The sequence below is a fragment of the Paraburkholderia aromaticivorans genome (assembly GCF_012689525.1).
In the GTDB taxonomy this organism is placed as follows: domain Bacteria; phylum Pseudomonadota; class Gammaproteobacteria; order Burkholderiales; family Burkholderiaceae; genus Paraburkholderia; species Paraburkholderia aromaticivorans_A.
Map to the genome: position 1 here is coordinate 1,890,530 of NZ_CP051516.1, position 19,148 is coordinate 1,909,677.

Consider the following 19,148-nt stretch of genomic DNA (forward strand, 5'->3'; position numbering starts at 1 on the left):
TGGGAATGGGCGAATTAAAAGTGTTGAGTGAACTTTAGGCCTGACGGAAAGGTTTGATAAGATCAGTTCGGGTCGCTTATTTCGAAACAAAAAGTATCGAGTGGCCCGCAGCCTGACATCGGAGCGCGCTGCGTGGGATCGGAGTAAGCGCTGAAGCGCCAACTCCGATCGACATAGGAGACACCAATGGATCGCTTCAAACAGATCGAAACTTTCGTGCGCGTCGCGGACGCGGGCAGCCTCGCGGCGGCCGCGCTGGAGGAGGGCGTGTCGCCGGTGATTCTCGGCCGCCGCATCGACGCGCTGGAAAAGCGCCTCGGCGTGAAACTCATGTATCGCTCGACGCGGCGGCTGGTGGTCAGCGAGGACGGCGCCGCGTTTCTGGAGCGCTGCCGGGGCCTGCTCACCGAATGGGATCAGGCGGAAAACGAACTGAGCGCCGGGCGGCGCGCGGTCAACGGCCATCTGATCGTGTCGGCGCCGGCCGCGTTCGGGCGCAAGCACGTCGCGCCGCTTGCGCCGGTGTTTCTCGCCGACAAGCCGGAACTGCAGGTGTCGTTCAATCTGACCGACCGGGTGGTGGATCTGGTGCGCGAGGGTTACGACCTGTCGATCCGCATCGGCGGCGCGGTCGATCCGAACTTCGTGGCGGTCAAGCTGGCGTCGAACCGGCGCGTGGTGTGCGGCACGCCGGAGTATTTCCACCAGCACGGCAGGCCGAAAACGCTCGAAGACCTGCCGCAGCACAACTGTCTCGCGTTCAATCTGCAAGGGGGCCAGAACCGCGGCTGGTATTTCCGCCGCAACGGCAAGCTGGCGACGGTGCGGGTGGGTGGCACGCTCGACTGCAATGACGGTGAATTGCTGCACCGCTGGGTGTCGGAAGGGCTTGGGCTCGGCTGGCGCTCCACGTGGGAAATCCAGCAGCAACTCGCGCGCGGCGAGCTGGAAACCGTGCTCGACGAGTTCGCGCTGCCCGACTACGACATTCTCGCCGTCTACCCGCAGCAGCGGTATGTGCCGGCCAAGGTGCGGTACTTCATCGACTATCTGAAAGACGTGTACGCCAGCGAGGACTACTGGAACCGCCCGGCTTACTGACGGCCGGCGGAGGCCCGATGGGATTTTTTTGCAGATTCCGCGCGGCGTCGGGAATAAACTCGGCAAATCGCCGGTTATCCGCTGTAGAGAGTGTCCCGACGAGCTACATCGCATAGCCCGCAATGCCCTGGAGGGCCGAGGTGGTCCAGACCGATTCAGAACCTGTCCGCGCGCACGGCGAGTCCGAAGCAGCGAGGAGCCGGCGCTTTCAGCAGATGGCGCTGCCGCACCTTGATGCCGCGTACAACCTTGCGCGCTGGTTGTGCGGTAACGCCAGCGATGCCGACGATGTCGTGCAGGAAGCGTTCATGCGCGCATTCCGCTTCTTCGACACGTTTCGCGGCGACTCGGCGCGGCCGTGGCTGCTGGCGATCGTCCGACGCACCTGGTACACGGAATGGCGACGACGAGCGTCGTCGCACGAGACGGTGGAGTTCGACGACACCATGGACGACGCCTCGTTCGAAGGCTGGAGCGTCGGCGGCGCCGACCCGCAGGCGCTGCTGATCCGCGACGAGGACACGAAGCTCGTGCACGAGGCGCTCGCGCAGTTGCCGGTCGAATATCGGGAAGTGCTGATGCTGCGGGAACTGGAGGAAATGGGCTACAAGGAGATCGCGGCGGTGGCCGACGTGCCGATCGGCACGGTGATGTCCCGGCTCGCTCGGGGGCGTCGCAAGCTTGCCGCGCTGCTCATGGAGAATCAGGGGGGCGGAACTGCATCGCACAGGTCGTCAGCGTGCGCGGCGCCCGGCCCCGGCAGATCGGCCACGGCGAGCGTGACCCCATTGCGGGCGTCCGCCAACGGCCGGCCACTCAACACGCCAGGCGGCACGGCCGCCGGCAGCGCTCAGGAGACGCCAGATGGACTGTAACGAAGCGCGGCCGCTCCTCGACGCGAACGCCGATCACGAATTGCCCGCGCCGGATGCCCGGCGCGTCCAGCAGCATATCGAGAGCTGCGACGCCTGCCGGAGCGAAAGCGAGAACCTGCGGGCCTTGAGCGGCGCGGTGCGCGCGGCGCCTTACCATCGTGCGCCGCAGTCGCTGCGCGAGCGGATCATCGCCGGATTGCCGTCCGTCGACGAGCCGGTTGCGGCGGCCGAGGCGCCGGTTACCAACGTCAAGGCGGCACCGCGCGAGCGTGCGCGGCGCGGCTGGCTCGATCGTTTGCTGGACGGCTGGCGCGCCCCGCAAGGCGGCTTCGGCTGGCCGACGGGCGCGGGCGGCTCGGGCGGCGGCGCGGTGGGCTCAGGCGGCGTGTTCGGGCGCGGCTGGCTGACGGTGCTGGTGGTCGCGCTGTGCGCGGCGGCGGCGGGTGTGGCGCTGAACCTGCGCCGGCCGGCGGACTTCGGGCCATTCACCGACGAGCTGATAGAAAGTCACGTGCGCGCGCAGGTCTCGGGACGCGACATCGACGTGATTTCGACGGATCGGCATACGGTCAAGCCGTGGTTCAACGGCCGGCTCGACTATTCGCCGCCGGTCGAGGATCTCGCGGCGAACGGCTTCGCGCTGGAGGGCGGGCGTCTCGATTACCTCGCGCATCAGCGGGTGGCCGTGCTGGTGTACCGCTACCAAAAGCACGTGATCGACGTCTACGTCTTTCCGCAGACCGGCTCCGGCGGCACGGTGCCGGCGACGCTCGGCCGCGAAGGCTACTCGATTGCGCACTGGAACGCGGAAGGCATGACTTGGTGGGCGATTTCGGACGCCGCGCCGGATGCGCTGAAGGGGCTGGAGGTAGCGCTGAAGGCGCGTCTGCAAAGCGGCAGTGAGCGCACGGAAACCGGCTCATAGACTGCAAACGGCCGCGGCGCGGCCCTGGCGGCCCGCAGGCCGCGGGGCCGTGCGGGTTGGCTGCTCCGGCTTCACTGACCGTTTCAGGCTGCCCGGCGCGAGAAGCTGTGTCCATTCACTTCGCGGCGCCACCGCCTAAACCCTTGAAAACACACCCGATTCGCGCGCCGCAATAACGGGATATCTTGCAACCCGGCCCTAATCGGGTTACACTCTTTGGCTTCTCACTTGCCACACCGGTTCGACGCCCGGGTGGCTTTAATCCATAAGTCAGCACAAGGAGTGAATATGCGTCATTACGAAATCGTATTTATCGTGCACCCGGATCAAAGCGAGCAAGTGCCCGCCATGATCGAGCGTTACAAGGGCACGATCACCTCGCACGGTGGCCAGATCCACCGCATCGAAGACTGGGGCCGTCGCCAACTGGCCTACATGATCGAGAAACTCGCGAAGGCTCACTACGTCTGCATGAACATCGAATGTGACCAAACCACGCTCGACGAGCTGGAACACGCATTCAAGTTCAACGACGCTGTTCTGCGTCACCTGATCGTCAAGCTGAAGAAGGCCGAAACCGGCCCGTCGCCGATGATGAAGGAAGTGCAGCGCGAAGAAGCCAAGAAGTCGGCTGCTACGCAACCGTCCGAAGCGCAGGCTTAAGACACACTATTAAGCTACCAGATCAAAGCGTCGTTCTCGTCGAAGGCTACATGAATCGGCTGCAACTTACGGCCAGCGTCGTCGAACGCGAACCGGTGCGGTATACCCCCGCCGGCGTTCCGATTGCAGGCTGCACGTTGCACCACCGCACGGAAGTCGTCGAAGCGGGCATTGCCCGGCAAGTCGAACTGACCATGCAGGCGGTAGCCGCAGGCGAGGCGAGCGGTAAGCTGGAAAGCTGTCAGATGGGCGTGGAAACGCTCTTCACAGGCTTTCTGGCAAAAAAGCACCGCAACGCACGAACTCTGGTATTTCACATCACAGCATTGCAGGACATTGGAAAGGACTGAACATGCCCCGCCCGACTGGTAAGAAATTCGACAAGCGTCGTCAGCAACAAAATCCGCTCTTCAAGCGCAAGAAGTTCTGCCGTTTCACGGCCGCTAACGTCGATCATATCGACTACAAGGACCTCGAAACGCTGAAGGACTTCATCGGCGAAAACGGCAAGATCACGCCGGCGCGTCTCACGGGTACGAAGTCGCACTATCAACGCCAGCTGGACACGGCAATCAAGCGCGCACGCTTCCTCGCGCTGGTGCCGTACACCGACCAGCACAAGGCCTAACCCGACGACGCGATAAGGAGTCTCCGAATGCAAATTATTCTTCTGGAAAAAGTCGTCAATCTGGGCAACCTGGGCGATATCGTGAAGGTCAAGGACGGTTACGCACGTAACTTCCTGATCCCGAACAAGCAAGCTCGCCGTGCAACGAAGGAAGCCCTGGCTGAATTCGAAGTGCGTCGCGCAGAACTCGAAAAAGTCGCCGCTGAAAAGCTGGCTGCAGCTCAAGCTCAAGGTGAAAAGCTGGGTGGCTCGACGGTTCAGATCAATCAGAAGGCTGGCGTCGACGGCCGTCTGTTCGGTTCGGTGACGAACGCGGACATCGCTGACGCCCTGGTCAAGCAAGGCTTCGCAGTGGAAAAGGCGCAAGTGCGTCTGCCGGAAGGCCCGCTGAAGCTGGTTGGCGAGCACGCAGTTCAAATCTCGCTGCACACCGACGTTCTGGTCGATGTGACGGTGGCTGTGATCGGCGAACACGTCTAAGCATCAGGTAGTATTTGCCAGGACGTTGCTGGCGAAAGGCAGGGGCCGGGTAACCGGCCCCTGCTTTTTTTGTGCCCGTTTTTTTTGTTTTTCCCGCTCGCCGCGGCCGCCTGATTACCCGATAATTCCTCTCCATGAACGCACCGTCCAAAGATCCCCAACTCGAGTCGCTGAAAGTCCCGCCGCATTCGATCGAGGCCGAGCAATCGGTGCTGGGCGGCCTGCTGCTCGACAATGCCGCGTGGGACCGCATCGCCGATTTCCTGTCGCAGAGCGATTTTTACCGCTACGACCACCGCATCATCTTCGAGCACATCGGCAAGCTGATCGCGGCCACGCGTCCGGCCGACGTGATTACGGTGTACGAGGCGCTCGGCACCGCCGGCAAAGCGGAAGAGGTCGGCGGCCTCGCGTATCTGAATGCGCTGGCGCAGAACACGCCTAGCGCGGCCAATATTCGTCGCTATGCGGAAATCGTGCGCGATCGGGCGGTGCTACGCCGGCTGGTATCGGTCGCCGACGAAATCTCCGCCGACGCCTTCAATCCTCAGGGCAAGGAAGTCCGTCAGTTGCTGGACGAGGCCGAGTCGAAGGTGTTTTCGATCGCAGAAGACGGCGCGCGCGGCACGCAAGGCTTCCTCGAAATCGGGCCGCTGCTCACGCAAGTCGTCGAGCGGATCGACACGCTCTATCACACCGCCAATCCGAGCGACGTGACTGGCACGCCGACCGGCTTCGTCGATCTGGACCGCATGACGTCGGGCATGCATGGCGGCGAGTTGATCATCGTCGCCGGTCGTCCGTCGATGGGTAAAACGGCGTTTTCGATGAACGTCGGCGAATACGTGGCGGTCGAGTACGGCTTGCCGGTCGCGGTGTTCTCGATGGAAATGCCGGGGTCGCAGCTCACCATGCGTATGCTCGGCTCGGTCGGGCGGCTGGATCAGCACCGTATGCGAACCGGGCGTCTGACCGACGAGGATTGGCCGAAGCTCACGCATGCCGTGCAGAAAATGAGCGAGGCGCAAATTTTCATCGACGAAACCGGCGGTCTGAACCCGATGGAATTGCGCTCGCGTGCGCGCCGGTTGTCGCGCCAGTGCGGCAAACTGGGGCTGATTATCATCGACTATTTGCAGCTCATGAGCGGGTCGTCGTCGGCAGGTGAAAACCGCGCGACCGAAATCTCGGAAATCTCGCGTTCGCTGAAGAGTCTCGCCAAGGAACTCGACGTACCGGTGATCGCCTTGTCGCAGCTCAACCGGGGTCTTGAACAGCGCCCGAACAAGCGGCCGATCATGTCCGACTTGCGCGAATCCGGCGCTATCGAACAGGATGCCGACGTGATCCTGTTCATTTACCGCGACGAAGTGTACAACCCGGACAGCCCGGACAAAGGCACGGCCGAGATCATCATCGGTAAGCAGCGGAATGGTCCGATCGGCCCTGTTCGGCTCACGTTCCATGGTCAATTCACGAAGTTCGACAACTTTGCCGGCGCGCAGAATTTCTACAGCGACTAAGCGAAGAAGTGAAGCGATAACTGGAGCGCCGTTGTAACGGCGCTTTCCAAAGTGCGGCTTGGGTCTCGCAACGGTACAATGTGGCGGTTTTATGTCAGCCATATGTGACCAATTTTCGGGATCCCAATGTTCGGTCGATTCATGCCCACCGAGGGAAAAATTGCTGGTGTCATATAGTTTCACCACGTTCCACAGACATGATTTAAGTCGTTGAAAACACAGTGTTTTTGGTTCATGTTGTTTCGTGTGATTCCACGATGCTTTTTCGTACAGCGTTCGTACGAAACGAAAAATCGGGCGTATATTCCGGTCACACCAACCGGGAGCCGACATGGCCGACAGCATCAAAACCAAGACCTCACGCGCCAAACTGACCGCACGCCGCGAACCGTATTTCGAAGCGATCCGCAAGGGCGTGTTCGTTGGGTTCCGCAAACTCGAATCAGGGGCCGGGACGTGGATCGGTCGCTATCGGTTGGCCGATGGTAAGCAAACCTTTAAATCCTTTGGTGATGACTTAGCCGAATTTGACGATGCGCGCAAAGCGGTCGAAAAGTGGGCGGAAGCGCTCGACGGCGGCGTACAGAATAAAAGCACCACCGTAAGCGATGCGTGCGAAGCCTACGTTAAGAAACTGCTAGTCGATAATTCCCCCGCCAGTTCCAAAGATGCTGACTATCGCTTTAAGCGGTTGGTGTACGGTCATCGCTTCGGAACGCTCGACCTGTCGAAGTTGCGCGCGTTTGAAGTCGAAGGCTGGCGCAATGGTCAGCTTGACGCTGACGACCCCGACGACGAAGAAAGCTACAACCGGGCGAAGGATTCAGCCAACCGCAACTTGGCATCGTTGAAGGCCGCGCTCAACTACGCGTTGAAGTGCCAGCTTACGGCAACCGATACGGGATGGAAGGGCGTCAACAAGTTTCCGAAGGTAGGCGCACGCCGGGAAGGGTTGTTGACGGTCACGCAGCGCCGCGCACTACTGGAAGCCATGCCGATTGAAATGCGCGCACTGTCAACCGCGCTTCTGATGACCGGCGCGCGACCGGGCGAAGTAGCCAACGCGAACGCGTCGGACTACGACCGCAACACCGGACGGCTTTGGCTCGACGGCAAGACAGGACGCCGGGAAGTGCCGTTGTCTACGGCGGCGCGCGGATTCTTTGACGAACAATCGAAAGACAAGATCGGCAATGCGCCGTTGCTGACGAACGCGTTTGCAAGCCGCTGGACGGCGGCGCAATGGGGCAAGGCATTCCGGGAAGCGCGCGATGCGGCAAGTCTGCCTGACGCGGTTTTGTACTGCATGCGTCACACGTACATTAGCGAAGCCATCGCCCAAGGCATCGACGTTTTCACGGTCGCTAAGCTGACCGGTACAAGCGTTGCCATCATTCAGAGCAATTACGGGGCGTTGACAGATAACATCGTTGAACGGCTCGACCGCGTTGCCGTCATGTAACCCCCGCTCGCCACAAAAGACTAAGCCCGCTGCGTGCGGGCTTTTTTGTGCGTGCAGCAAACCGAGTATCACCATGCCACGCGGTTTGACCCTAAGGTCACAATGTCCCTTACTTGCCATCAGTGGGCAGGATCAGAGCCCGTCAGTGCTGGTTTACGGGCGACATACGAACGTGGATACGGAAACACTTGAACTATAGAAATACTCTAAAAAATGATTTTTGTAGCAAAATCAATGCGTTATCTGAATATGCACACAACTTTGGACGGCTGGGAACAAAAAGGAACGCAAAAGGTTGTTGACGGCCCCGACCGATTCCACTATCATTCAGCTACCGTGGTTTTTGACGCCTAGACAAAAGTAGTCCGAATCACGCCGCAAGCCGCCTTACTGGAAACAGTGGGCGGCTTTGTCGTTTACGATGCGCAGTACCACACCTGACCCGCACAGCCGCGCAACCGGCCTGCGGGTTTTTCCGTTTACCCGACAGGAACGCCATGAAGAACCAACCCCAGCCAGCTTTTTATTCCGTCCGTGAAGTCTGCCAAGTCCTTGGTATCGGCAGAACAACCCTGCATCGCTTGATCGAGGGCGGGCAGTTCGTGCCCAAGGTCAGCTTGTCCGCTCGCCGTGTCGCGTTCAGCGTGCCCGCTGTACAGACGTGGATCGAGACGCGGGGCGCGGCATGAGCGGCCACCTAATGGTGATGGCAGGGCCAGAGGCGGGCGCGGTTGACGGCTTGGTAGTCGCCAGGCTCGAAACCTTGGCGCGCGAGTCGAGTATGTCAGTAAAGACGCTTCGCAGGCATATCGCTACAGCGGAGCGGGGCGGCTGGCTTAAGGTCGTCCGATTTCATGGCGACTGTTACGGGTTCATCCCGACAATCCCCGAGGGGCATCAGGCATGACAGTGCTTGCATTTCACAACGCGGTCCTAGACTCAGACTTGCCGATGGGCGTAAAGATGGCGCTGATAACCATAGACCGCCATCGCAACAAAGAAGGTGAAGAGGTATGGCCTGGCATTGAGCGCCTGTGTCACTTGTCGTCCAGTAAGAAAACCGCCTTCATGGGTTACTTGAGGGTGGCCGAAGATTTGGGTTGGCTTACCCGCGAGCGCCGTTTCAATCGCTCAAATGTTTTTGACTTGTGCATCCCGGCAATGCCCAAACGGTTAGCGGATGCGGAAACGCCGATGGTTCGGAATCTGAACCATCAAACGGCTGATAGTTCGGAATCTGAACTTCCAATGGTTCGGAATCTGAACTTTGAAGTAACCAAGGAAGTGACCACCAACCTTGAAGTGACCAATATTATTTTCGCGAGCGCAGAAAAGCGGGAAATCGAGCAACCCGAACACGCTGCCGAAGTCGTTGCTTCTGCTGAACTGGAAGTTGCTGCTGTTGCTGCCGAACCGGTTGCCGCTGCTGAACCTGTCATTCTGCCTGATGCGGTTTGCTTCCTCACTGACGACATGCGGTCGCGTCATTCGCATAGCGGCCTGCCCGCCGACTCGCTGACGCGCTTCAACGTTTGGTACGCAGAACGCACGCACCTTTACCCCGACCCGGAAAAGGCGTTCGTGAAGCATCTAAACACTGAGCGCTCGCGGTTGATGAAACACGGCTTGGCGCACTGAACCCGCGAGGGAAGTGCGGGGAACACCTAGCGAAGTAGGGGCATTTGCCGTAAGGGGGCAGCGAACAATTAAGCGGGATGGGGCTTTGCGCCCTGTGTACGAAGTGAATACGAACGCGGTGCCGATTTGCTGCGTGTTGCGTTAAGACAGCGCGAACAAGCGCCGGTAAAATATAGATGTTGAATTAATAGCTCGTGCCGAATATCCACATGCTACCTAGATAGTAGCGAAAAATCAACAGGAAAACATAAATGACTGCCCCATACGAAAGGCTTCTGGCGGCGCTGGCAGCCTACCCGGCAGGCGAACCGGGCGTAAAAGCGCCGACCGATTGGCCGAAGGATAAGGCGCACGTCCACGCGCTGCCGTTCAGTTTCAGCGAGGAACCGCGCAAGAATGCGGGCAAGCCAATCAAATCGCGTGCAGCGCTGCGGGGGTTGGCAGCATGAGCGTTCAGCGTACCTTGGAGCATGCCTATCACGCACTGGCGACACGCGGCGCTGTGCGGATCGCTGGCTACTCCGCAGTAAGCACGGCATCGACGGCGCAGCAGCTTTCGACCGGCGAGCGGTTTTTACAGGCTTTGTGGGTGATTCAGGCGACCCAAGTCGCACTAGACGCCATCGGTAACGCGTTCGTTATCGCAACGTATGACGGGCACGGCGAGGCGCGTCAGGCGGCAATCGACATTCTGACGGCGCACCTGATGACGGCGAAGGCGAACCCGGATCTGTTGCGGGCAGTGATCGAGCGCGAGCTAGTCATCGGGGGAAGCCTACTGCAAATCGACGGCCCGTATCGCGAAGCAACATGGCGTTTCGCAGTCATCGGCGTGGCGGCTTGCTGAGCGGGTCCGACTGGCGATGCGGGAGTTAGGCGAACGGGTGCATTCGTCGCTGAAACCAGTGTTCGAACAGCGCGGGTATGCCTAAGGATGTGTGGGAATCGATTTCTAGGCATACGGAAGGCACCTGGGCGGCCTTTGTAGGGGCGGCTGGCTAGGCAGGTGTAGGCCGAAGTGCAGAAGGCGGCTGTACGGCCTGTAGACAAATTAACCCAAGATAAACAATAGCACGAAAATGAACGACGCGAAAACGAAAGTGATTTATCTAACGAATGGTGGCTTGGCGCTGGTTGACGCGCAAGACTTTGAATCGCTGAGTGCGCACACTTGGCACGACCGGGAGGGCTACATTTGCCGATGGGAAGGCCGGAAGCTGGTTCGCATGCATCGGGAAGTGCTTGGACTCACGAAACACGACCCGCGCCGCGTGGACCACGAAAACGGCAAGCGTTACGACAATCGGCGCTCCAATCTGCGGATCGCAACCAGCGTGCAGAACGGGGCCAACCAAGCCGTCAAGGCGAACAGCACTACCGGATTGAAGGGCGCGACGTATCACAAGCGCGTCGGTAAGTTTCAGGCATCGATACGTGTTGATGGCAAGCGTCGCCACCTTGGATATTTTGCGACGGCGGAAGCTGCGCATGCTGCGTACGTTGCTGCGTCACAGGAAGGTCATGGCGAATTTCATCGGCCTTGCGAGCCGTCCCCGCATTGGTGGGAAGGCCACGCATACCGAAGCCTTCGCCTTGCCATGCGGAACAGTACAAAACGATTGAAGGCGCTGTTGGGCGAGCCGCGAACAGCGGAGAACGGCGCAGCACTGGAAGTGGAAATGAAGGTAAGCGCCGAACGGTCGAATGCGCTAGGGCGCTTTGTTCTCGACGCAACGGCTCAATACGGATACGGGAATTGAAATGACGACGAACACGAAACAGGTATTGGAAAAGGCGCTGAACAACTTGCAATCGGCGCGCGGACGACTCAAGGGGCAACCCATCGAAGCGCACTTCACGCCGCGTATGTTGGCGTTGACGGATGCTTATCACAGCGCGTTGTACGCGCGGATTGAGGAACTGAAAGCGCAACGGAAAGCGCTGAAATCGGAACAATCCGACGCGCTGCGCGGTAGCGCGTAAAGCTTGCTCGCATGAGCCAAAGCAAAACAACTATGCGAGCCGTGGAAATATTTTTCTGCGGCTTGTTTGCAAAACGGACCGCCTGACGCGCAGGTGACGCGCGCGAGGCAGAACGAGTGTGGATGGAGTGACATGAATCGACGTGAAGAAAAAGAAAAATGTGTACCACCTGTAGAACGACCGCAAGACGGGCGCACGCGGGCGCGACAAAAACAGCGCTGCGGCGCGCACACGCGGGCAGGCAATCCCTGCAACGCGCCAGTAGTGCCGAACAGCAACCGATGCCGCAGACATGGCGGGGCAGGCGGCGCACCATTGGGCAACTGCAATGCCATGAAGCACGGCATTTACTCGAAATACCGCACGCCCGACGAAGCCGCCATGCTTCCTGCTGTACGTGCGGCGACTGGTGGCATCGATCAGGAATTGGAGCAAGCGCGCTTCGAGTTGATCCGCTTGCAGGCCGCACGCGACGACGCAGCATCGAACGCCCATGGCGGGCTTGAACTGCAAAAGCGGCACGACCGGGAATCTAGTGAATACGGGCCGGGTGACGAAGTGGTTTATGAGCGCGTGGACTACTCGACAAAGATCATCGCGGCTTTGCGGCACGTCGCGCAACTCGAAAAGGATCGTGCAACGCTGTTGCTGGCGGCGATCGAGCGCGGCGAGATTGGCGGCGATGACGACGGCGGGATAACTCGCACAGACACATTCATTTCGCCCGATGAGCCGGGACCTGAAAACCCAATTCTGTGACGGGGCGCACGATGGCGAAATCAACGAATGAAGCCGGGACCGGTTGCATACGCGCACGGCTAACGGCGCGCATCGTGCGGGCTTGCCGTGCCGCGTACATACCGCATAGTCGCCGGTACGGCGCGAAGGCGCTGGCAACGCTATACGGCGTTTCTCATAACGCCGTGTGGTGCGCAGTCACCGGCAGGACATGGAAGCACCTGGGTAGGTAGCGGACATTTGATACTTGCCTTTGCAGCGCAAGCCGTACTCAAGCGGGGCGGGCCTTTGCGGGCAGATACTAAAAACTATACGGAAAACTGCCCCTTCCCGGCGTGTCGGCGAATCGTTCCGACCTTTCACGCATCTTTACTGTGCGCTTGCATCGTGTGGTGGCGTCTGGATGGCTGGCGACACAATGCGTGCAATTCCTGCGAATTATTTTTAGTTGCTCAATCAACGACTTAGCTATAAAACGCCTTGTTTGATAGGCTTTTCGTGAGTTTTTGTTCGTCGGAGCGCTTGACTGGATGAATAGATAGGAGTACTATTCGGCTAGTGGTGGAAATCCGTCAAAAATCGTTTCAACCTTACGGCGGATTTGCTGCAGGGCGGAAAGCATTTTAGTGTTGTCATTCTGAGTAGCATTGGGTTAGGCGCACACCTTCATAGGTGTTGCGCCTTTTTTTTCGCCCGCTGCGGACACGAACGAACACGAATAAACACGTGCCGCCATCCACCTTCACAAGCTCGCTACATGGCGGGCTTTTTTTATTGAGCCAACCATGACCGATCAACCCGCAAGGCTGCTGACGATGGCCGAAGTCGTCAAGCGCACAGGTATTTGCCGCACAAATATTTACAGGCTAATCGCACGCGGCGAGTTTGCGCCCGTAGTTCGATTAAGCCCTTCCCGGATCGCCTTCCTTGAATCCGATCTAGCCGCATGGTTGCACTCAAGACGTGAAGGCAGCGCCGCGTTGCTCGCGACGCTCGAAGCAAGCCGCAAGACGCCTTCCAAGCCTACCTACGCACCGATTCACTTAAACCAACTCAGGCATGCGCCTGCAAACGATGCGGGCGATTTATACGGGAACACCAAATGACTGAACCGATTAAACGCGCTATCGACGGTAGTGCCACCGAGCTTGATGGCGTCGAGCGCTCAATAGACTTGCTGCGCATCTGCGCTTATGGAGGCGGTATCGGCTACGCGCGTTCGTCCGACCTCGCCGGCGAACAGGCTTTGCCGTCCGACAACCCGCAAATGGGGCCTGCCGAGGGCGCAGCCTGATTTTTTTAATGACGCGGTTCATAAGAGCCGCATCCCCCACAACAGTGATTGCAACCCGGCCAAAGCAGCGCTTAGGCTGGGTCAATATGGAGAATTTTTTTGGATCGACAACTAGTGTATCCCGGTCAAGTCCCGCTTGAAACGGACTTGCTGAACACAAACCGCAATATCATGTTGGCGCTCGGCGGTCTGATTGGCGACATTTTCGGCACTGGCAACACTTACAGCGGATTGAGTTGCGTCCCGACAATCCCGGCAACGCTCAACGTTACCGTGAATCCGGGTGGCGTCTATTCGCAACAGAATATCGACAACACCGCGTATAGCTCGCTGCCGTTGAACACGGCACAGCAGACGATGAAGCAAGGCATTCTAGCGACTGCCGTCAACCTCGCAACGCCCGCCCCCGCGACCAATGGATTTTCTGTCAACTACCTAATTTCGGCGGCGTTCCTCGAAGCCGACATTAACGCGGTCGTGCTGCCGTATTACAACGCGAGCAACCCGCAACAGGCGTGGAGTGGTCCGGGTGGCTTGGGTGCGCCTAACACGACGACCCGCCAAAACACGGTTTCGCTGACGCTTACGGCGGGCATTGCTGCGACGACCGGAACGCAGACAACCCCAGCAACGCCAGCGGGTCAAACGGCGCTTTATGTGGTCACGGTTGCCTATGGGCAAACGACCGTAACAGCCGGGAACATCACGAAGGTATCGAGCGCCCCAACGTTGCCGTCTAGCCTTCTGGCCGCGATCCAAACCGCGACTACCTCGACTGCGAGCGATACCGGGACCGCCAACGCGTACGCCCTGACGTTCTCGCCCCCGCTCGGCGCTCCTGTAGCTGGTGCGCCGTTCTGGATGAAGGTAAAGACGACCAATACGGGCGCATCAACGCTCAATGCGACGGGCACCGCTTACCCGCTGGTTGGTGGCGCTCATTCGCCGCTGCAAGGTAACGAACTTGTCGCAAACGGCTGGGCACTGATCGACTGGAATGCGACGCTGAACAGCTATGTTGTGTTGGAGTGTACCGGCGCATCGGTGCAGGTCGGCGCTGCCGTTTCTAGCGGGCAAGCGGTTCAGTTCGGGCAGGTTTCGGGTGTTGTGGGCCAAGTGCGCAACCTCGCAATGAACGTCTCGGCTGCGAGTGCTTCGGCCACCGCGACCGCTGATGAAATCATTGTCGAAAGCGCGTTGGGCGGATTGCGCTACTGCATTCCGAACTTCAACAAGACGATCAACCTCGCCACGACTGGCGCAGGCGGCATGGATACGGGCACGCCGCCCGCATCTGGCTTCGTCGCTCTGTACGCGATCTACAGCCCCGCGACTGGCGCAAGCGCGCTTCTGGCTACCAACGCGACAAGCGCAGTTCAGCCGGAAGTGTATGGCGGCGCAAACATGCCTGCTGGCTACGCCGCGTCGGCGCTGGTGTCGGTCGTGCCGACGAATGCGAGCGGTCAGTTCGTCATTCTGAATCAGCAGGACCGCACGGTGTCCATGCTGGGCGTAGCGATGTTTAGCACATCGACCACGGCGGGCACGCCGACGATAGTCAACAATTTGGCTGTCCCGCTGAACGCGCGCTTCTGCTCTGGCTTCATGCAGCCGGGCGCTAGCGCGGCTGGCAACATCGCGCTCAGTCTTTACGCCACATCTGCGGGCGGGGGCGCGAAAATCTTGGCTCAAACCATCTCGGGTTCTGGATCGATTGCAGTGCCATTCGAACGGCTCCGAATCGTCACCGCGCAACGTGCGTACTACACCGGCAGCGGATCGGGCACTGTGACCCTGGGCGCAACCGTCAACCAATACGAGTTCTGATATGCAAACGATTTGGCTAATGTACTCAGATGCGATCGAGGCGACTGTGGTCGGCTGGTCGAATTGGGAGCAAGCCCGCGAAACGTGGCCGACGCAAGAAGAGATGACGACCTCAGATTCTCGTTATGCGGCTTTCTATGCTGCCGCTCCGGATTGGGCGAAGGGCGGCATGCCAACGCCGGAATGACAACGGCGTCATTGAACAACTCGCCGCCCAAGCCGCTGACACACTGACCCGCTACCTACGCACTGATTCACCTAAGCAAACCCTGCACGCGCCCTGCAAACGATGCGGGCGCACACAACCAACATGACACAGGAACACAGCAGCATGACCACGACCCAACACGCCATCGAACGCGCATCGCAAGCCGCTTTTGACGTTTCCCAAGCGCATGCACGCCTTGCGGCACTCGAAGCCGACAACACGAAGCGGGGCAATACCTGCACGCTGATTTGCAACGAGCACGCACAAAAACGCGCTTGGGGCGCTGCGCAAGCTGACCTTGACGCGCTCGAAGCGGGCTTGCGCGCCGAAGTGGTTGCGATCAACGCCAACAAGGCGGAAATCGAAAACCTGAATCGCGTGGAAATCCCGCGCCTGAATACACAATCGTTCGCCATGCAGGTTGCGGCTGTGAGCGCATCGAACCGCAGCGCAGAAGTTGAATTTGAGGCCGCAACGCTGGCTTGGCTCGACGTGATTGGCGGCGAAGTTGGCGCGGCAGCAAAACGACTTCAAGACGCGTACAAGGCGATTGGCAAAACGTCCGGCCTTCGCCTTGACCATACGCCGGTTTCCGCAGTGAGCGCCGCCTAAAGAGTAATACCCCGCGTACCTGTCAGCAATCCCGCTGACGGGGCGCAAAACACTTTGGAGTAACACACTATGCCGACCATGAGCCAAGCCGACAAGGCAGCACTCGAAGCCCGTCTTAAAGCCGCCTACGCTGAGAACGGTAACGCCGAAGCCAACGCCGCAGCGCGGGCGCGCACCAAGGCAGCAAGCGCAATCGAATATGAGTCGCTGAAACGCGAAGCTATCCGCAAGGCGCAAGCACGCCGCTATGAAGCCCGCGCCGACCAACCGGAAACCGACAGCGTAGCGGGTCAGGATAATCGGCTGGAAGTCCTCGCTAAGAACTTGAGCGCGGGCGATTACGAGGCGGCAAAGCGCGACCTGTTGCGCAAGCCTTATCGTCCGGCGCGTGATACGAAGCTGGCAGGCGTCCACGCATCGGAATGATACCTGGCTGAACACAGGACATTGCGCGCCAGCACGCGGTTTTTAGTACCGTTTTACGGATGGGCGACGTTTGGCATGATTGCCGCCTTCGATGCGCCTGATTCGTAAAGCTATTTTCCTTCTGTCCACCAACGATCACACGCCCATCAGGGGCAAGTCCACACAACCGCACCGCTTTGCGCAGTTGCCCGCGTAATCACCTGGCGGGAAAGAGGGCATTGAGCAACGGCGGCGCGGCACTCTTAACCGGGTGTTGCGCCGCCTTTTGTCGTTTCTGGCTCGTCTGATTGCTGCCACGAAGGCGCGGTCTATGGCGGCCCGTCTTGATGCTGCTGAACCCAAACCGCGAACGCCTTCATTTCGTCCGTATCCGTTACGCCTAGCTTTTGAGCCATCGGTACGGCTCGCATGAGTAGATACGCGGGCTCCCACTCGCTAACATCAAGTTCTGTTTCTAGCGGGTCGTTTGCGTGCTTCGCTTGGTTGCGCGCCTTGTTCAGTATGTCGGCGATTAACGTTCGATGTTGCTTGTCTGTAAGCGCCGGGTCTGTATCGCCCCTGTGAAATTCTGCAACTTCATCAAGTGCGACCGGCAAGCCCGCACGCAATGACAGCTTCCCGAAAATTTCTTCCGCAGCGCCTGCAAGCGTAAGCGACGACAGGTAATCACCTTCGAAAAACAGCCGGATCGACGTGTTTAGCTGACGCTCTGCGGCTTCCTGTTTGGTGTATCGCATGCTGCCCCTCATTGTTTGACGCGCTGCGTGAAGTTGCGCGCCAAACCAGCATAGCAGGGCGCAAAGTTGCCCGCGAATTGCCGCTCTACGCCGCTGCTTTGCTCAAACACTCAAATGATGCGATGATGCGCAGAACCAACGAAGCAGGGCATGCCATGACCACGAAGAAACCCAGTGCAAAGCCGTCAAGTGCGGCAGTCGAACCCGCAAAGATGGTGCGAGTCAATTTCGAAGTGACGCCAGAAGAACACCGGCGGTTAAAGATTCACGCCGTTACCCAAGGCCGCACCATATCGGACATTTTGCGCGAGTACATCGCCACGTTGCGCGACTGACGAACAGCGCCGGAACTGCACCGCACTAGCCGCGCACTGACGGGGCTTTTTTACGGCTGTACGCGGATTTGCCTACTTAGGGCGACGAACGACCAAGCGGGGCAGGGCTTCGAGCGTCGCATACGGAACGCTGTACGGAAAAACATCCGTGTTTGAAGAAATGAGTAAATGATGTATTGATCAAATGAGTAAAATAGTTCATAGTTCGGTCACTGGCTCACGGCGAGCCTCAACGAACCGGATACGCGCACATGAGGGAATGACCATGCAAAAAGACGCCAACCGGCGCAAGCCGTACGCGCTGCGTCGTATTAGCGCCGCTGTTGATCGCTTGATTCTGGCGACTTCGGCGGCAGACAAGATGCGCGCCGCTAAGTGGGCAAATGCTTGGGCGGCGATTGCTGGCCTACCGGAGGGTGTATCACGTTCGCATCCGGCCAAATAGGCCGTTTTTCACCCGGTTTTCGCGGCTTAGAGTGCCGCGCGACCGATTGATAATCAGGGCGCGCAGTGCGGGCGACGCACCAGCCGCCAATTTACCTAACTGCACTGAATACATGAAAACCACTATCGCACTTCTGCTGACTGTTGCCACGCTTGCCGGTTGCGCCGGCTCGCCCCTCGAAACGCGCCTGACTATGGCGAAATCCCGCGACGCCTACAAAGCGTGCTTGATGGCGAAGGCGGGACCGTGCGACGCGGAGCGGGAAGCGTACAGCGCCGACCGCGAAGCCGCTGGCTTGTCCCCGATGATGGCCCCGCGCCCCGTTGTCGTCGTGCAGTAACGAATTTGCAGGACCGCGCCGGAACGGGGTTCCCGGCATCACATCAATGACTGGACCGTAGAAAAATGAACGAACAACAAGCAAACATCGCCGCCATGACAGAACAAGACTTCGCAGTAACGCTGACGATGTTCAAGCCGGAAGAACGCGCCGCATTGATGGAGGCGATGCGCGCAGCGGTTAAGGATGCCGCTACCGCCTGAAGTACCGCAGCACGCGTGACAAGGCCCGCCATCGAGCGGGCTTTTTTGCGTCTCTACAGTCTCTACAATCAGCAGCGGCCTTATGAACGCGAAGCAAACGCGGTTTAGCCTGCCACGCCGTGCGCCAAATCTCTACCCATGCACACGCGCAGAACCGCTGCCTTCATGCGTTTTGACGACATGTGACGAATGTCGTCATTCTCGAATATGTCACGCGCCGCTGCGCCAACGCTGCGCATGACATCAGGCGATGCGCCTGAGTTTGCAGTGACTGCCATTGCGACGAAATCATCTTCATCCGTGTTTGACGATAGCGATTCTTTCATTGCGACGGAGCCAACAGCCAGAAGCGAGCATGCCGTTCGATCGTGCGCATCGTTTGGATTCATGTCTCCGACCAACCCTTGCACCGCTTCGTCATCTTGCTGGTTGCGCGTGAGCGGCTTTGCAGGCGCTTCAATGACGGGAGAAGATACTGGCGCGGGCGTAGCATCAGGCGGGGCCGTGGCGACACTTTGGGGCGATGCAGTTGGCGTATCAGGCTGGTTTGAGATGACTGCAATGCATCCGCCAACGAACAGGAAGCCAATGAGCACGATTACCGTTGCTGTTTTTTTTGCCTTGAGCTTCTGTTCGTGCTGCTTGTTCATGCGCGCTGCGTAAATCTCGGCTTGCGTCTGCTCCGTGTTCATGTGATCCCCCGAA

28 protein-coding genes and 1 pseudogene are annotated in these 19,148 nt (G+C 59.2%); 27 read left to right on the forward strand and 2 right to left on the reverse strand.

What is annotated here, in order from left to right:
* Positions 1 to 186 precede the first annotated feature (186 nt).
* From HF916_RS36565 to HF916_RS36670, 23 genes and pseudogenes are all read left to right on the forward strand, one after another.
* Positions 187 to 1,101 (forward strand): LysR family transcriptional regulator, encoded by a 915-nt coding sequence (locus HF916_RS36565; protein WP_168793648.1) that lies wholly within the window; start codon positions 187 to 189, stop codon positions 1,099 to 1,101.
* 140 nt (positions 1,102 to 1,241) lie between these two features.
* Complete coding sequence (locus HF916_RS36570; RefSeq protein WP_168793649.1) at positions 1,242 to 1,976, forward strand: RNA polymerase sigma factor; 735 nt, start codon at positions 1,242 to 1,244, stop codon at positions 1,974 to 1,976.
* The gene (locus HF916_RS36575) at positions 1,966 to 2,901 is read left to right on the forward strand and encodes an anti-sigma factor family protein (RefSeq protein WP_168793650.1); all 936 of its coding nucleotides are present in this window, start codon (positions 1,966 to 1,968) and stop codon (positions 2,899 to 2,901) included. Before HF916_RS36570 ends, HF916_RS36575 begins: the two co-directional genes overlap by 11 nt.
* Before the next feature lie 288 nt (positions 2,902 to 3,189).
* Positions 3,190 to 3,564 carry a 30S ribosomal protein S6 gene (gene rpsF, locus HF916_RS36580; protein ID WP_168793651.1) on the forward strand — a complete coding sequence of 125 codons (375 nt, stop codon included), beginning with the start codon at positions 3,190 to 3,192 and terminating at the stop codon, positions 3,562 to 3,564.
* Positions 3,565 to 3,614: 50 nt separating this feature from the next.
* On the forward strand, positions 3,615 to 3,914 hold the full coding sequence (gene priB / locus HF916_RS36585) for a primosomal replication protein N (protein WP_007182110.1): 300 nt from the start codon (positions 3,615 to 3,617) through the stop codon (positions 3,912 to 3,914).
* A 2-nt stretch (positions 3,915 to 3,916) separates the two neighbouring features.
* Positions 3,917 to 4,192, forward strand: coding sequence for a 30S ribosomal protein S18 (gene rpsR, locus HF916_RS36590; protein ID WP_012432802.1), 276 nt, complete (start codon positions 3,917 to 3,919; stop codon positions 4,190 to 4,192).
* Positions 4,193 to 4,219: 27 nt separating this feature from the next.
* Positions 4,220 to 4,672, forward strand: a complete 453-nt coding sequence (gene rplI, locus HF916_RS36595; RefSeq protein WP_168793652.1) for a 50S ribosomal protein L9 — start codon at positions 4,220 to 4,222, stop codon at positions 4,670 to 4,672.
* Positions 4,673 to 4,806: 134 nt separating this feature from the next.
* Positions 4,807 to 6,195 carry a replicative DNA helicase gene (locus tag HF916_RS36600; protein ID WP_168793653.1) on the forward strand — a complete coding sequence of 463 codons (1,389 nt, stop codon included), beginning with the start codon at positions 4,807 to 4,809 and terminating at the stop codon, positions 6,193 to 6,195.
* Between the two features lie 331 nt (positions 6,196 to 6,526).
* The gene (locus tag HF916_RS36605; RefSeq protein ID WP_168793654.1) at positions 6,527 to 7,657 is read left to right on the forward strand and encodes a tyrosine-type recombinase/integrase; all 1,131 of its coding nucleotides are present in this window, start codon (positions 6,527 to 6,529) and stop codon (positions 7,655 to 7,657) included.
* Between the two features lie 497 nt (positions 7,658 to 8,154).
* On the forward strand, positions 8,155 to 8,346 hold the full coding sequence (locus HF916_RS36610) for a helix-turn-helix transcriptional regulator (RefSeq protein ID WP_168793655.1): 192 nt from the start codon (positions 8,155 to 8,157) through the stop codon (positions 8,344 to 8,346).
* A 214-nt stretch (positions 8,347 to 8,560) separates the two neighbouring features.
* A complete protein-coding gene (locus HF916_RS36615) occupies positions 8,561 to 9,295 on the forward strand; it encodes a hypothetical protein (RefSeq protein WP_168793656.1) in 735 nt (244 codons plus the stop codon).
* Positions 9,296 to 9,546: 251 nt separating this feature from the next.
* Entirely contained in the window at positions 9,547 to 9,744 is a 198-nt protein-coding gene (locus tag HF916_RS36620) for a hypothetical protein (protein ID WP_168793657.1), read from the forward strand.
* Complete coding sequence (locus HF916_RS36625; protein WP_168793658.1) at positions 9,741 to 10,142, forward strand: hypothetical protein; 402 nt, start codon at positions 9,741 to 9,743, stop codon at positions 10,140 to 10,142. The genes HF916_RS36620 and HF916_RS36625 overlap by 4 nt, the downstream gene beginning before the upstream one ends.
* 232 nt (positions 10,143 to 10,374) lie before the next feature.
* On the forward strand, positions 10,375 to 11,055 hold the full coding sequence (locus tag HF916_RS36630) for a hypothetical protein (protein ID WP_168793659.1): 681 nt from the start codon (positions 10,375 to 10,377) through the stop codon (positions 11,053 to 11,055).
* Position 11,056: 1 nt separating this feature from the next.
* Positions 11,057 to 11,278: a hypothetical protein gene (locus tag HF916_RS36635; RefSeq protein WP_168793660.1), complete on the forward strand. Its 222-nt coding sequence runs from the start codon at positions 11,057 to 11,059 to the stop codon at positions 11,276 to 11,278.
* A gap of 132 nt (positions 11,279 to 11,410) precedes the next feature.
* Positions 11,411 to 11,542, forward strand: a pseudogene (locus HF916_RS52160) (hypothetical protein); the annotation flags it as partial.
* A 69-nt stretch (positions 11,543 to 11,611) separates the two neighbouring features.
* Entirely contained in the window at positions 11,612 to 12,037 is a 426-nt protein-coding gene (locus HF916_RS36640) for a hypothetical protein (protein WP_168793661.1), read from the forward strand.
* Positions 12,038 to 12,801: 764 nt separating this feature from the next.
* Positions 12,802 to 13,122 (forward strand): helix-turn-helix transcriptional regulator, encoded by a 321-nt coding sequence (locus tag HF916_RS36645; protein WP_168793662.1) that lies wholly within the window; start codon positions 12,802 to 12,804, stop codon positions 13,120 to 13,122.
* Complete coding sequence (locus tag HF916_RS36650; RefSeq protein ID WP_168793663.1) at positions 13,119 to 13,310, forward strand: hypothetical protein; 192 nt, start codon at positions 13,119 to 13,121, stop codon at positions 13,308 to 13,310. Before HF916_RS36645 ends, HF916_RS36650 begins: the two co-directional genes overlap by 4 nt.
* Positions 13,311 to 13,409: 99 nt before the next feature.
* On the forward strand, positions 13,410 to 15,137 hold the full coding sequence (locus tag HF916_RS51170) for a hypothetical protein (protein ID WP_240975824.1): 1,728 nt from the start codon (positions 13,410 to 13,412) through the stop codon (positions 15,135 to 15,137).
* A 1-nt stretch (position 15,138) separates the two neighbouring features.
* On the forward strand, positions 15,139 to 15,324 hold the full coding sequence (locus tag HF916_RS36660) for a hypothetical protein (protein ID WP_168793664.1): 186 nt from the start codon (positions 15,139 to 15,141) through the stop codon (positions 15,322 to 15,324).
* A gap of 144 nt (positions 15,325 to 15,468) precedes the next feature.
* Positions 15,469 to 15,957 (forward strand): hypothetical protein, encoded by a 489-nt coding sequence (locus HF916_RS36665; RefSeq protein WP_168793665.1) that lies wholly within the window; start codon positions 15,469 to 15,471, stop codon positions 15,955 to 15,957.
* A gap of 78 nt (positions 15,958 to 16,035) precedes the next feature.
* Positions 16,036 to 16,383: a hypothetical protein gene (locus tag HF916_RS36670; protein ID WP_168793666.1), complete on the forward strand. Its 348-nt coding sequence runs from the start codon at positions 16,036 to 16,038 to the stop codon at positions 16,381 to 16,383.
* 308 nt (positions 16,384 to 16,691) lie between these two features.
* Here HF916_RS36670 and HF916_RS36675 read toward each other — a convergent pair whose 3' ends face one another.
* Positions 16,692 to 17,120 (reverse strand): hypothetical protein, encoded by a 429-nt coding sequence (locus HF916_RS36675; RefSeq protein ID WP_168793667.1) that lies wholly within the window; start codon positions 17,118 to 17,120, stop codon positions 16,692 to 16,694.
* Between the two features lie 11 nt (positions 17,121 to 17,131).
* On the opposite strand from HF916_RS36675, the gene HF916_RS36680 reads away from it, so the two are divergent.
* From HF916_RS36680 to HF916_RS36695, 4 genes are all read left to right on the forward strand, one after another.
* Positions 17,132 to 17,455 carry a hypothetical protein gene (locus HF916_RS36680; RefSeq protein WP_168793668.1) on the forward strand — a complete coding sequence of 108 codons (324 nt, stop codon included), beginning with the start codon at positions 17,132 to 17,134 and terminating at the stop codon, positions 17,453 to 17,455.
* A 265-nt stretch (positions 17,456 to 17,720) separates the two neighbouring features.
* Positions 17,721 to 17,900 carry a hypothetical protein gene (locus HF916_RS36685; RefSeq protein ID WP_168793669.1) on the forward strand — a complete coding sequence of 60 codons (180 nt, stop codon included), beginning with the start codon at positions 17,721 to 17,723 and terminating at the stop codon, positions 17,898 to 17,900.
* A 112-nt stretch (positions 17,901 to 18,012) separates the two neighbouring features.
* A complete protein-coding gene (locus HF916_RS36690; RefSeq protein ID WP_168793670.1) occupies positions 18,013 to 18,240 on the forward strand; it encodes a hypothetical protein in 228 nt (75 codons plus the stop codon).
* 65 nt (positions 18,241 to 18,305) lie between these two features.
* Positions 18,306 to 18,443, forward strand: coding sequence for a hypothetical protein (locus HF916_RS36695; protein WP_168793671.1), 138 nt, complete (start codon positions 18,306 to 18,308; stop codon positions 18,441 to 18,443).
* Positions 18,444 to 18,547: 104 nt separating this feature from the next.
* Here HF916_RS36695 and HF916_RS36700 read toward each other — a convergent pair whose 3' ends face one another.
* Positions 18,548 to 19,135 (reverse strand): hypothetical protein, encoded by a 588-nt coding sequence (locus tag HF916_RS36700; protein ID WP_168793672.1) that lies wholly within the window; start codon positions 19,133 to 19,135, stop codon positions 18,548 to 18,550.
* Positions 19,136 to 19,148: the final 13 nt, after the last annotated feature.

Excerpts from the sequence above, each read along its gene's own strand:
- HF916_RS36565 (WP_168793648.1), top strand. The coding sequence starts at position 187 with ATGGATCGCTTCAAACAGATCGAAACTTTCGTGCGCGTCGCGGACGCG.
- HF916_RS36575 (WP_168793650.1), top strand. The coding sequence starts at position 1,966 with ATGGACTGTAACGAAGCGCGGCCGCTCCTCGACGCGAACGCCGATCAC.
- rpsF (WP_168793651.1), top strand. The coding sequence starts at position 3,190 with ATGCGTCATTACGAAATCGTATTTATCGTGCACCCGGATCAAAGCGAG.
- priB (WP_007182110.1), top strand. The coding sequence starts at position 3,615 with ATGAATCGGCTGCAACTTACGGCCAGCGTCGTCGAACGCGAACCGGTG.
- rpsR (WP_012432802.1), top strand. The coding sequence starts at position 3,917 with ATGCCCCGCCCGACTGGTAAGAAATTCGACAAGCGTCGTCAGCAACAA.
- rplI (WP_168793652.1), top strand. The coding sequence starts at position 4,220 with ATGCAAATTATTCTTCTGGAAAAAGTCGTCAATCTGGGCAACCTGGGC.
- HF916_RS36600 (WP_168793653.1), top strand. The coding sequence starts at position 4,807 with ATGAACGCACCGTCCAAAGATCCCCAACTCGAGTCGCTGAAAGTCCCG.
- HF916_RS36605 (WP_168793654.1), top strand. The coding sequence starts at position 6,527 with ATGGCCGACAGCATCAAAACCAAGACCTCACGCGCCAAACTGACCGCA.
- HF916_RS36610 (WP_168793655.1), top strand. The coding sequence starts at position 8,155 with ATGAAGAACCAACCCCAGCCAGCTTTTTATTCCGTCCGTGAAGTCTGC.
- HF916_RS36615 (WP_168793656.1), top strand. The coding sequence starts at position 8,561 with ATGACAGTGCTTGCATTTCACAACGCGGTCCTAGACTCAGACTTGCCG.
- HF916_RS36620 (WP_168793657.1), top strand. The coding sequence starts at position 9,547 with ATGACTGCCCCATACGAAAGGCTTCTGGCGGCGCTGGCAGCCTACCCG.
- HF916_RS36625 (WP_168793658.1), top strand. The coding sequence starts at position 9,741 with ATGAGCGTTCAGCGTACCTTGGAGCATGCCTATCACGCACTGGCGACA.
- HF916_RS36630 (WP_168793659.1), top strand. The coding sequence starts at position 10,375 with ATGAACGACGCGAAAACGAAAGTGATTTATCTAACGAATGGTGGCTTG.
- HF916_RS36635 (WP_168793660.1), top strand. The coding sequence starts at position 11,057 with ATGACGACGAACACGAAACAGGTATTGGAAAAGGCGCTGAACAACTTG.
- HF916_RS36640 (WP_168793661.1), top strand. The coding sequence starts at position 11,612 with ATGAAGCACGGCATTTACTCGAAATACCGCACGCCCGACGAAGCCGCC.
- HF916_RS36645 (WP_168793662.1), top strand. The coding sequence starts at position 12,802 with ATGACCGATCAACCCGCAAGGCTGCTGACGATGGCCGAAGTCGTCAAG.
- HF916_RS36650 (WP_168793663.1), top strand. The coding sequence starts at position 13,119 with ATGACTGAACCGATTAAACGCGCTATCGACGGTAGTGCCACCGAGCTT.
- HF916_RS36660 (WP_168793664.1), top strand. The coding sequence starts at position 15,139 with ATGCAAACGATTTGGCTAATGTACTCAGATGCGATCGAGGCGACTGTG.
- HF916_RS36665 (WP_168793665.1), top strand. The coding sequence starts at position 15,469 with ATGACCACGACCCAACACGCCATCGAACGCGCATCGCAAGCCGCTTTT.
- HF916_RS36670 (WP_168793666.1), top strand. The coding sequence starts at position 16,036 with ATGAGCCAAGCCGACAAGGCAGCACTCGAAGCCCGTCTTAAAGCCGCC.
- HF916_RS36675 (WP_168793667.1), bottom strand. The coding sequence starts at position 17,120 with ATGCGATACACCAAACAGGAAGCCGCAGAGCGTCAGCTAAACACGTCG.
- HF916_RS36685 (WP_168793669.1), top strand. The coding sequence starts at position 17,721 with ATGCAAAAAGACGCCAACCGGCGCAAGCCGTACGCGCTGCGTCGTATT.
- HF916_RS36690 (WP_168793670.1), top strand. The coding sequence starts at position 18,013 with ATGAAAACCACTATCGCACTTCTGCTGACTGTTGCCACGCTTGCCGGT.
- HF916_RS36695 (WP_168793671.1), top strand. The coding sequence starts at position 18,306 with ATGAACGAACAACAAGCAAACATCGCCGCCATGACAGAACAAGACTTC.
- HF916_RS36700 (WP_168793672.1), bottom strand. The coding sequence starts at position 19,135 with ATGAACACGGAGCAGACGCAAGCCGAGATTTACGCAGCGCGCATGAAC.